Annotated in this window: 5 protein-coding genes; all 5 read left to right on the top strand. The window is 68.1% G+C overall.

From position 1 onward, the window contains the following. On the top strand, positions 1–975 hold a 975-nt coding region (locus tag QOC69_RS27415), incomplete at its 5' end, for a S8 family serine peptidase (protein WP_526445615.1). Between the two features lie 8 nt (positions 976–983). Next, positions 984–4,388: a DUF6603 domain-containing protein gene (locus QOC69_RS27410; RefSeq protein ID WP_526445613.1), complete on the top strand. Its 3,405-nt coding sequence runs from the start codon at positions 984–986 to the stop codon at positions 4,386–4,388. Then, on the top strand, positions 4,385–6,691 hold the full coding sequence (locus QOC69_RS27405) for a hypothetical protein (protein WP_526445611.1): 2,307 nt from the start codon (positions 4,385–4,387) through the stop codon (positions 6,689–6,691). The genes QOC69_RS27410 and QOC69_RS27405 overlap by 4 nt, the downstream gene beginning before the upstream one ends. After that, positions 6,652–7,743: a hypothetical protein gene (locus QOC69_RS27400; RefSeq protein ID WP_526445609.1), complete on the top strand. Its 1,092-nt coding sequence runs from the start codon at positions 6,652–6,654 to the stop codon at positions 7,741–7,743. The genes QOC69_RS27405 and QOC69_RS27400 overlap by 40 nt, the downstream gene beginning before the upstream one ends. Further along, on the top strand, positions 7,740–12,450 hold a 4,711-nt coding region (locus tag QOC69_RS27395; protein ID WP_526445607.1), incomplete at its 3' end, for a hypothetical protein. The genes QOC69_RS27400 and QOC69_RS27395, both read left to right, overlap by 4 nt.

Here is a 12,450-nt window from a genome sequence, read left to right as displayed (position 1 = left end):
TGCCGCGGAGGGCATTACGCACCGACCGTCGGCGCGTACTTCTGGTACACCCGGCCTGCTGCTCCGCTATCGGTGGCCTTCGCGGTGCGCTCGCCGCACCAGGCAAGTTTCAGCGCCGACGTGTCGGCCGCTGGCACGCTGCAACTCGGCATCGAAGCGTTGGTCGGACCGCCGCCGAAGGACAACTGGGTGGGGTTCGCGGACGACATCCACCGCGTGAGCATCGAGCACAAGGACGTGCCTGCGGTCGTCCATCCGGCGGGCGGAATCGTGCGACGTAAGTACGTCGAGATGTTGGTCGGCCCCAAGGATCGCGGCGGCGCAGTCATCTACCACCAGGGCATCTACGAGGTCCGCATCACGGCGCCGGCCGGGACCGTCTTCTACGTGAAGTCCGAGCTGAAGGTATGGGGCAAGGGCGGCGCGGTACTGCGGCTCAGCGACAAGAATCAGGACGGCACCCCGGCGCACGCCAACATCGTCTCGCTCTCCAACCAGTCGATCTTCTCCCCCGGCGGGCGGCACACGATCACGGTGGCTAGCTACTCCGATCAAGGCGATGCAGGAGATGCCGTTGTGGCGCACGGCATCGTTCGCAGCTCGTCGCGTGGGCCACTGCGTGATTATTCCGACCCACCGCTGGGTCCCATCGCACTCAAGCCGGACATCGCCGCGCCGGGCGACGCGATCAACTCGGCGAAGAGCAGGCACGCGGAACAGCTCCTCCAGTGGCCGTGGTGGTACTGGGGCGTGCGCTTCGTTGAAAAGGGCGGCACCAGCATGGCCTCACCGATGGTTGCCGGCATCGTCGCGTTGATGATGGAGAAGCGGCCCGCGCTCAATGTCACCGAGGCACGCGCGGCACTGTCCAGCGGGCCCCGTCCACCAGTCGAGCCGAACACGGCGCCCGCGTCCACCGAGGCGTACGGCGTCGGTCGCGTCGACGCCATGACCAGCCACGCCAACACTCCCTGAGGAAACCCATGGCAGCACAACCGGTTTCCGTCGCCGGGCTCGGGTCGTGGATCGCACGCGCGCTGGCCGAATCGGCCTCCTTCGCCGTCGAGCTCGACACCGACGGCCTGGGGTTCCAGATGCCCGCCGCGGTCGCAGGAGATCCGGCGGTCAAGGCGGCGGGCCAGGCCCTGGCCGAGGCGGGCAACGCCCTACGCTCGGGTGCGGACGCGCTCGACGCCGCGGTGCTCACCGGCGACGGCGCCAAGCTGGCGCAGGCGTTCGCCAAGCTCTTCGAGGGCCTGTACCGATATGTCGATTCGGCCGACGCGATCGTCGACCGCGTCAAGGCGAAGGCAGTTTCACTGCCCGCCCCCCAGGCGTCCGCGACACTGAACTTCGCAACGACGATGCCGCGCAAGCTGATCGACTTGTTCGCCACGCGGGCACTCGAGATGCAGCTGCCCCGGCTCGACTTCCTGCTGGCGTTGCTCGGCATCGTCGAGCGCAAAGTGATCGAGGCCTCCGGTGCGCCCGGTGCGCCGCGCTTCGTCCGCACCTCGCTCCGACTGGACCGCATCTCGAGCCTTTTCAACGATCCCGCTGCGCACTTTGCCGCCGTCTACGGGTGGGGCACGCCCGCGTTCGATCCGCTTCAGCCGATGCAGGCGGTTCTGTCGTTCGACGGCCCGGAGTCGTCGGCCCGCGCCGGGCTCGACGGCCCGAACGCATTCCTGCAGACCGGTCCCTTCCTCTGGAGGCGCGACGCTACGGCGAGCCCTCCAGGTCTGATGCTCGACCTCTCGACGGCGATCACCAAGGCATTCAAGGAACGCGTCGCGTTGTCGCCGACCTGGGGCATGACCTTCGAGACCAACGTCACCGCCGCCGGCGGCCTCGTCTTCCGGCTGCGCCCGCCATTCGACGTCACCGCCCAGCCGAAGACGGGCACCGCGGGTGGTGCGGTGTCGTTCGTCGTCGACCGCAATGGGACGGCTCAGGCGGTCACCACCATCATCGGCGGCAACCCCCTGCTGAACGTGACCGCCGCCAGCATGGGCGTCGGCGCCGAGTTGGCCATCGGTGCGGGCACGGCGGGACCCGTCAAGATCGACCCAGGCGTGGTCGGGAACCTCAAGCAGCTGACCATCACGCTGGGAACCAAGGACGCCGACAGCTTCCTCGGCGCGCTGCTGGCAGCGGTCGACATCAAGGGCGTCTTCGACCTTGGAGTCGGGTGGAAGCTCAAGGGCGGCTTGGTGGTTCGTGCCGCAGGGGGCCTCGAAATCGCCATCCCGATGCACCAGAGTCTCGGCGCAGCCACCTTCGACACGCTCTACCTCGTGCTCAAGATCAATCCGGACGGCTCGTTCAGCCTGGAGACTTCGGCCGGCATCACCGGCAAGATCGGTCCGCTGACCGCAGTCGTCGATCGCGTCGGCGCGGTGGCGAAACTCGACTTCTCCGGCGGTTCCGACAAGAACCTCGGACCAGTCGGGCTCTCGCTGGGCTTCAAAATGCCCAACGGCGTTGGTCTTTCGGTCGACGCCGGCATTCTCACCGGTGGCGGCTACCTGTTCATCGACCCGGACAAGGGTGACTACGCCGGCGCGCTCGAGCTGGTCTTCTCCGGTTTTCTGGCGCTCAAGGCCATCGGCATCATCAGCACCCGCATGCCCGACGGCTCGAAGGGCTTCTCGCTTCTGGTCATCATCACCGCCGAGTTCGGCGTCCCCGTCCAGCTCGGCTTCGGCTTCACCCTCATCGGCGTCGGCGGGCTACTCGGCCTCAACCGCACGATGAAGCTCGAGGAGCTCGCGGAGGGCGTGCGCTCGGGCGCCGTCGAGAGCGTGATGTTCCCGCGCGACGTCGTGGCCAACGCACCGAAGATCATCTCGGACCTGCAGCGCTTCTTCCCCGCTCAACCGGACACCTTCCTCATCGGGCCGATGGCCAAGCTCGGGTGGGGCACGCCGACGCTGATCAGCGCATCGCTCGGCGTCATCATCGAAGTCCCACCCGGGAACATCGCCATTCTCGGCGTGCTGAAATGTGCACTGCCCGACGAGGATGCGGCGCTGCTGGTGCTGCAGGTGAAGTTCATCGGCGCCCTCGAGGTCGACAAGAGTCGGATGTGGTTCTTCGCCTCCCTCTATGGAAGCCGGGTGCTCTTCATCACCCTCGACGGCGACCTGGGGCTGCTGATCTCCTGGAGCGACCAGCCCGAGTTCATCCTCAGCGTCGGCGGCTTCCACCCGAAGTTCAACCCGCCGCCGATGCCGTTCCCCACGCCACAGCGCCTGTCCCTGTCGATCCTCAACGAGTCCTTTGCGCGCATCCGCGTTTCCGCGTACTTCGCGGTGACGTCGAACACCGCGCAGTTCGGCGCCGCCGTCGAGCTCTTCTTCGGAGTGAGCGATTTCTCCCTCGAGGGTCACCTCGGCTTCGACGCACTGTTCCAGTTCTCCCCCTTCTACTTCGTCATCACGATCTCGGCGTCCGTGTCGGTCAAGGTCTTCGGTGCCGGCGTCTTCTCGGTCCACATCCACGGCGAACTCGAGGGCACGTCGCCGTGGCACATCGAGGGCGAGGGTTCGATCTCGGTGTTGTTCTGGGATCTCGACATCCCGATCTCGGCCACGTGGGGCGACAAGACCGACACCGTGCTGCCGGACATCGCGGCCCTGCCGATCATTGCGGCCGAGTTCCAGAAGCGCGAGAACTGGGTGGCGCTGGCGCCCAACGGGACTCGCCTTTCGGTGAGCCTTCGCAAGATCGACGCCGCCACGGAGCTGGTGTTGCACCCGCTCGCGGTGCTTCGGGTCAGCCAGCGGGCCGTCCCGCTCGAGCTGGCCATCCAGAAGATCGGGAACCAGACCATCGGCGACATCGCCCTGGCCCGCATCACCGTGACCTCGCCGGGGCTGGTGCAAAAGTCACCCGTGCGTGAACCGTTCGCCACCGCCCAGTTTCGCGACATGGACGCCGCCGCCAAGCTGTCGGCGCCCGGCTACGAACCACAGATCGCCGGAGCGGACGTGTCGGTCGCCGGTTCGGACACCCGCACCACCCATGCCGTCAAGCGGATCGTGCTGCACGAGCTGATCACCATCGACTCCAACTACAAGGAACACCTCCGGAGGTTCTTCAACGTCGGGAGGGCCTGGTTCACCCAACTGCTCGGCAGCAATGCGATCGCGCGATCGGCGCTGTCGGAGGCGACCAAGGCGACGACCGTCCCCTTCGATACGAAGGTCACCGCCGCCGCGCCCGGCTTCGTCGTCGCCGACGCCGCGACGAACTCGGCGTGGGCAGGCGCAGGCGTTTTCACCTCGCACGCGGCCGCCACGGATGCGCTGGCCCGGCTTGGCGCCGACCCCGCGACGGCGGGGCAGTTTCACGTGATTCCCGCGGCCGAGACGGTGGCCGCATGACCGAACCGATTGGCACGTATACGTTCCTGCCCTGGGTACGGCTCGGGCTGGCCAACCACATCGGACCCGCGACGGCGACGCGGCCCGCCATCGACGTGAAGCTCAACGTCGAGGGCAACGCCAAGGCCGGCGCGCCACCGGCGCCCGTCGAAGTGGCCCGCACCGTCGAGTTGTACGGGCCTGGCGACATCGTCGGTATCGATACCGCCCAGGTCAGTCGGGTCGAGCCGCCGCACTGGGTGACGAACTTCGAGCCGAACTACCTGCCCTGCATCGAGTTCTACGACGAGGACTTCCCGTGGCGCTACACACCGAGCGGCACTACCGGCCGCAGGCTGCTGCCATGGCTGGCCCTGGTCGTGCTCGAGGAGCAGGTCGAGTTCGCCGAGGGCCGCAGCGTCGCGGGAAAGCCGTTGTCCTACATCGACGTCACGGCCGACTTCTCCAAGGTGTTCCCGAATGCCGCCGACGCGTGGGCGTGGGCGCATGCGCACTTCAACGCGGAGTTCTCCGCCAACGTCGTGGAGACCGACGCGACGAAGGCCGCGCAGGCGGCCCAGCAGGTGATGTCGACCGCCCCCGACACCGCATGTTCGCGAATCCTGTGCCCGCGCAAGCTGAAACCGACCACGGGTTATCACGCCTTCCTGATCCCGGCGTTCGAGAGCGGACGCCTGGCCGGACTGGGCCGGGAACCCGAGAAGCTGTTCGCCGATCCCGCGAACGCACTCAACGCGACGTCGTCGGCATGGGGAGCGTACGGCGTGCCCGCGAATCGGCCCGAGGCCACCAGCTTCCCCTTCTACCATCGCTGGTTCTTCCGCACGTCCGAGAACGGTGACTTCGAATCGCTCGTCCGCATCCTCAAGCCGCGTCCGGTCGACAGCCGTGTCGGCCACCGTGACATCGACGTCTCCGACCCCGCCCCGAACATCACCGGGATCGACGAGTTCGGCGGCGTACTGCGGATGGGGGGCGCGCTGAAGGCACCGTTCGACACGCTGCCGAAGAAGGACAAGGACGAGCTGACGAAGTTCGACCAGTGGGCGACGCCGTATCCGCAGCCGTTCCAGGAACAGGTGGCCGCCTTCGTCGACCTGGCCGACAGTTACCAGCAGATGGGTCCCGCGGCAGCCCACGCCGACCCCAAGCTCGACGGTGCGGCCGACGACCCCGACGCCGTGGATGACGGCGACCCTCACCCGGACCCCAATCCGTTGATCACGCCGCCGCTGTACGGGCGCTGGCATGCGTTGACCGAGCGCCTGCTGACCAACCGCGACGGCACCGAGGCGCCGAATTCGACGAACTGGGTGCACGACCTCAACCTCGACCCGCGCTGGCGCGCCGCGGCCGGATTCGGCACGAAAGTCGTTCAGGACGAGCAGGAAAAGCTCATGGAAGGCGCCTGGAAGCAGATCGGTGACGTGCTCGAGGCCAACCGCCGAATTCGTCAGGCGCAGTTGGCCAAGCATGCGGGCATGCACCTGCACGACGTTCACATCCGCGGGGCGGCCGAGGTGTCACCGGCGCGGGTGCTGCTGTTGACCGCGCCGCTGACGGCCCGAATCGTGTCCGACGGCGTCACCGTCCGACACAGCCAACTGCAGAGCCCGATGCATACCACGCTGACGTCTTCGGCGATGCGGCGCGTGATGCGACCGGGCGGTCCGCTCGCCAAACGGCTCGACCTCACCGACCCGATAGCGGCGGCCGACGTCGTCGAGCAGGCCAATGACGGCACGATCTCGGCGGCACCGCCACGGGAACCGCCGGCGCTCGTCACCCCCGACGACCTCGCGCATGCCGCGGCGCTCACCGGCGTTCAAGCCGTACTGGCCCGCATTGGCAGCTGGCTGAAGCAGCACGCCGTGCTCGCAATCCTGTTGGTACTCTTGGTGTTGGCCCTCATCCTGGTCGCCAGCGGGTTCAGCGTGGCGGGGTTCGTCCTCGCGATGCTGCTGGCGGTCGGCGCTGCGGTGGTGTGGTGGCTGGCGCGACGTGCGGCGGCCCGGGAGGACGAAGCCGACCGACTCGGCGAGGATGCGATGACCCCCGCCACGGTCGACACGCTGCCAGGTGCGGCCAACTTCACCCTCGTCCCCGACGTCGACCCCCGCACGCCGCCGTCCTTCACGCCGGTGCGACCCGGCCAACAGGACAATGCCGAGGCCAAGCGGTTCAAGGACGGGCTGCGCGACGAATTCCGGCTGATCGACCAGAGCCGCACGGCCGGCACGGTTCCGGCGACCACCCAGCTCCGGTGGCCACCGCCATCGTTGCGGGCACCCGGCCGGAGATGACGGTGCCCCGCTGGATCTGGTCGGCCGTCGCCATCCCCGGGCGCATCAGGGACCAGATGGGCGAGGACTTCGTCGAGGTGATGGCCTACCCCGAGTTCGACATCCCGATGTACGAGCCGTTGTCGAAGGACAAGGAAGGGTTCGTGCCCAACATCCATCTCGTCGAACCGAACAGCGTCACGCTGCTGGAGACCAACCAACGGTTCATCGAGTCCTACCTGGTCGGCCTCAACCACGAGTTCGCCCGTGAACTGCTGTGGCGGGAGTATCCAACGGACCAACGGGGCAGCTACTTTCGCCAGTTCTGGGACGTCCGCAAGAAGTTGGCCCAAGCCGGGAACACCGCCGCCGCCCGCGAGCAGCTCAAGGACGTCAAGCCGTTGCACCGGTGGCCGCGCGCAAACGACCTCGGCGACAACGACAACCGTGAGGTGGGCGCCAACCCGGAAGAGGAACTGGTGCTCGTGGTTCGCGGCGAACTGTTGAAGAAGTATCCGAACACCGTCGTCAGCGCTCAGCCCGCGAAGTGGCAGCCCAAGAGCGACGGCACGCCGGACAAGACGAAGGAGCGCGTACTCGACGAGACGGTCACGCCGATCTTCCCGCTCTACGAGGCCCGCGTCGAACCCGACATCTACTTCTTCGGCTTCGACCTGACGGCCAAGGTGGCCCGTGGCGACGACACCGTCGACACCAAGCCCGGCTGGTTCTTCCGCATCGAAGAGGTGCCTGGCGACGCGCGGTTCGGCTTCGACATCACCCGCGACTCCGGCGCCATCAACGTCTGGAACGACCTCGCCTGGCCCGACGTCGCACCGGGCGTCGCGGACGGCGGTCTGCTGAAGGCCAGCGCGATCCCACCGCGCACGCTGGTCGAGCCCACCCAGGCCGCCGGCCTCGGCGAGAAGATCCAGCAGTGGAAGTTCGACAAGTTCGTCCCACTCGACGCCCAGCTGTCCGCCGCCGAACTCGCCTATATCGCCTTGCAGACCCCGGTGATCATGGCCGTGCACGCGTCTGAGCTGCTCCCGGATCAGGAGAACACGGCGTGACCGAGTTCGACGAGGCGCGGCAAGGGTACGCGGCGGCGCGGACCGCCAAGGAGACCGCACGCAACGACCTTGCGGAGGCGGTCGAACACGTCAAGGCGCTTGAGCGGACGGCAGCGCAGCGGGCCAGGACCGACGACGCGCCGAACGACGACGAGCTGACCGCGGCCCGAGGCGAAGTCTCCGCTCGCCGTGCGGCTTTCGCCGATCACAGGGCAGTCGTCGTGCAGGCCGGCCTGGACTTCGCCGCGCTCATCGATCCCACCGAGTCGGTGCAGCGGCTGCCCGACGACGTGCCGATCGCGCTGTTCCCGCTGCGGCTGGAGACGCGCTTCGTCACCGTCGATCAGGGCGGCACCGCGCAGCGCTTCCTATACGTCAGGGTGTTCCCGGACGACGTGCTGGTCGATACGTTCCAGGACCGGATCGCCGCAGCCGAATACGACAAGGTGGTGTTGTACTGGACGCAGCGGTGGCGCGCCGGCGGCGAAGCGAGCGGACACCGGGCGGCGTGGGCCGGGCTGGTGCGCGGGGTCGGCCCCGGTCGGGCGCACTGGCTGACCCAGCAGGTGGAGCCGCTCAACGTCGGCGACGAACCGTCCATCGGTTCAGGCGAGCACGTTCTCGTCATCCGTCCAGCCGTCCCGGTGCCCGCAGCCGAACACGTTGCGATAGCGGCGTTCTGGGCGCGCATGTGGTCGACGTCGGGCGCTGAGCGGGATCAGGCGTTCACGGACTTGTCCGCCGCGGTCGGAGCCGGGCGGGCCGCTGACGTCGAGCAGCGGCTGGAGCCGGTCAACCTGCGCGACCCCGACGTCAAACCCTCCGACGACATCACTGCGGTCGTGTCGTTCCTGGACCTTCCCGACCCGTCGACGCTGCCGCTGGCGCAGGATGCGTGGGCTCGGCCCGCACGAGCGTGGCTGATGCCAGAACAACTGGTGCTGCTCGGCTTTCAGGAGCGCCAACAGATTCTTCGCGAGTTCGGCGAGCCCATTCCACCCGATCTGCAGGTGGGCCCCGACCCGGGCGCCGTCGGCACCGACCAGATCAAGGCCGACGGCCCCGACCTCGAGTTGCCCGACGAACTGCGCTGGCTGGTCGACTTCGACGACGCCGTGGCCAAGGGCATGGGCTTCAAGGTCAACCTCACTGAACACAACCTGCCGTCGGCGTTCGACCGGCTGTTCGTGCTCGGCATCCGACTGGCCTCCGACGCCATCGAGGCCGCCGACGAGCTGGCCGAGCTCATCACCCACCACCAGGCCAGTCGCAAGGGATTTTCGCTTCTGCCGCAAGGACGTCCGACCAACAACACGGACGCAGCGACGGCGGGCTACACGTGGTGGGAGAACCCCGACGAGAGCTTCCAGCACTTCTTCGAGACCGACCCGACCGACGACCCCGGCGAGTGGGCGCACCGCAAGGACGGCGCCTGGCTGGCCGGAGCACTCGGCGTGGCGCCCGACGTGCTGAAGCGGTCGGTGAACTACTACGGCACCGACCAGGCCGAGGCGCGAGCCATGAATGTCGCCTTGTGGCCGGCGACGCTGGGCTACTACATGGAACAGATGATGGAGCCGGTGTTCTCCGAATCGACGGTGCGGGCGACGCGGAACTTCTTCAATCGCTTCGTGATTGGCCGCGGAACCGTACCGCTCGTACGGGTGGGCCGCCAACCCTACGGAGTGCTGCCCGCCACCGTGTGGTCGCGGGCGGCGTGGTGGACCGACCCTCACTACGTCCGCGCCGCACGCGCCCTCGGCCTGCCCGATGCGGGCTATCTCGCCGAGCTATACGAACTCGGGCGGAAGGCGACGGGTTTCTGGAAGGGCATGGCGGCATCGGTCAGCCACGTCGGCCAGCCCAGCAGCACCCCGCAGCGGACGCTGATCGACATCGTCGGCCTGCACCCCACGTCGGCCGAGTACTACCAGCGGTACGCGAATAGCTATGCCCAGCACCATAACACGCTCACATTCGGCAGCGAGGCGGTCATGGGCATGGCGACCACGCCTGCGCAGCGTTACCTCGTCGACGGACTGCACACGCTCGGTGACCTCGGGTGGCACCCTCCGCCGGAGACCGAGGTGCCCAAGTTACTGGAGAAGGTGTTCCTGAAGCGTCCCAACCTGCTCAAGGGAACCCTGGTCGAGGCGGAGCTCTCGGAGTCGAAGCTGCTCAGCGTGACCCGCGCCGACGGCCGCAACTACCTCGACTGGCTGCAGTGGGCAGCCCGTCAGTCACACGACGTGCTCCGCACGCAGGAGGGCTTCGGCAACGCGACGCCGACCGCACTCTTGTACCTGATGGTGCATCACGCCCTCGACCTCGGTTACATCGACACCGACCTGCAGTTGCGCCGCGAGCTCCTGGCGATCTCCGACGAAGTGTTCCTGGCCACCCGCCGAGAGCCGTCATTTCTCCAGGTCGCCGAAACCGGTTCTGCGAGCCGGTGGTTCAACCTGTATGCGCCCGAGGTGGCGATCACCGGCAACCCGACGCTCCGCATGAGCGAGTATATCCCCACGGTGCTGACGACCCGCGACCCGTACCTCAACACGCAGCTGTCCGCGCTCGACACGCTGAAGGGGGCGCACACCGGGGCACTGGAGCGGGCGTTCGTCGAACACCTCGACTGCCTGAGCTATCGCCTCGACGCGTGGCGACTCGGGGTTCAGGCCGTCCAATTGGCGCACATGCGGCTGGATTCCAGCGACGGGTTCGACAAGCGCGGCGTGCACGTCGGCGCCTACGGCTGGCTGGAACACCTTCGTGCCGACGACACCACACCCGAGTCCAAGCAGCTCGACGACGACGAGCTCACCGAGATCTTCGAGCGGCCCGGCGATCCCCCCTTGCTCCACGACCCCGCCAACTACGGGCACATCCACGCGCCATCCCTGGATCACGCGGTGACGGCCGCGATCCTGCGCAACGGGCACCTGGCCAACGCCACCCCGCAGGCACCCGACCTGCTGGCCGTCGACATCAGCTCCGAACGGGTCCGGTGGGCACACGCCATCATCGAGGGCATCCGCAACGGCCAGCCCCTTGGGGCGCTGCTGGGCTACCGGCTGGAACGGCTTCTGCACGACGAGCCGACGGTGTTCCTCGACGAGCTGATCTACGAGTTCCGGCGCGCGTTCCCGTTGGCAGGCAACCGCAATCAGACCACCGAAGCCACCTTGGACGAGGGCGAGATCACGAAGGTGGAGGCCCGCAACGTCGTCGACGGCGAGGCGTTCGCCAACCACGTGGCGAAAACCGGCCAGGACGCCTACCCGTACGGGCTGAGCGGGCTGCCCGCGCTGACGGAACTCGTGCAGCCCGGCTCGCCGTCGCCCGCCCAGATCGGCGTCCTGGTGGACCGGTGCGTGACCGAGATGCGCGCGGTCGCCGATGCGGTGGCCGACGTGATGCTCGCCGAGGGCGTCTACCAGGTGGTGCGTGGCAACTACGACCGCGCAGCAGGGGCGCTGGACGCCGTGTCGAAGGGCACGCAGCCGCACCTGCCCGAAGTGAGCGCCACGCCGCGCAACGGCACGACGCTGACGCACCGGGTGGCGCTGCACCTGCGCGGTGGGCTGTCACCGTCCGCCCCGGCGAACACGACACCCCGAGCAGTCGGCGAACCGGCGCTCGCGGCGTGGCTGGCCTCCCAATTGCCGGACCCGGCAACGGTATTCGCCCGGGTGACATGGCACAACGAAGCGTTGGGCACCGGCGGTGACCAGACACCGTCGATGGCGCAACTCGGATTTGGACCCGTCGACCTGTTCTATCTGCTCGACGCTGGCGGCGCTGCCAGCATGCCGGGCTTCGACGAGCTGCTGATCGACCATGCCGAGCGCGTCGGCGCCCCAGCGCCACGGCACGACGCGGTGTTCTCGCTGGAGTACAAGCCGGCAGGGGTCGGCGGGCTCACGCTCTTCGAAGTAGCCCCACTGGTGCGCGCACTGCGTGGCGTGGTGTTGGGTGCCCGTCCCTTGCGACCGACGGATCTCGCGCTGCAGAACGAGGCGTCGGTGCGCGAGGACTCCGCCGGCGTGGTGCGCGCGGACAAGGTCGACGCGGTACTGGTCGATTTGCAGAGCACGAAAAGTGCCGTCGACGCGTTCGTGGCGACGTTGGACGCGGCGATCGGTGCGGCCGTCGACCCGGAGGTCGCCCGTGACGCGGCGCGGGACGACATCGACGGCTGGATCGCCGACTATGCCGCGGCGGTGCGTCCGGTGATGCCGTTCGGCCTGCCGACGGTGAATCTGTCCGCGGCCGCGGAGGGTCGCCGCGCGCGCTTCGCGGCGATGCGCACCGCAGTCGACGAGCTGATCGCCCGGTGGACGGCGAAGCAGACCGATTACGACGACGTCATGGACGCGTTTTCGGCCTTGCCCGGCGCGGCGACCGACGAGGACCGGACCGCGCTGCTAATCAACGCGGGCCGCGTGGTCTCGACGTCGGTCATCGCGCCGCTCCCCGCGACCGTGGCGGACCTGGAGACCGCGGTCGCCGACTTGCGCAGCGACCTGGACACCGCACTGACCGGGCTGACGGCGCTGCGCGACAATGCGGCATCGGTGGGGGCGACGCTTCAGGCGATCACTGCTGCGGTGCCGACGATCGCCGCGGTGGATCAGACGCCGTTCGAGCTCGGTGGGCTGCGCGACTCGGTGCTGACCTTGGCGGGCGAATTGCGGGACCGCGCTG

It is taken from the genome of Mycobacterium sp. (genome assembly GCF_032162105.1).
In the GTDB taxonomy this organism is placed as follows: Bacteria; Actinomycetota; Actinomycetes; order Mycobacteriales; family Mycobacteriaceae; genus Mycobacterium.
Note: the sequence above shows the minus strand (reverse complement) of the source record. Positions and strands in the feature narration are given on the sequence as shown.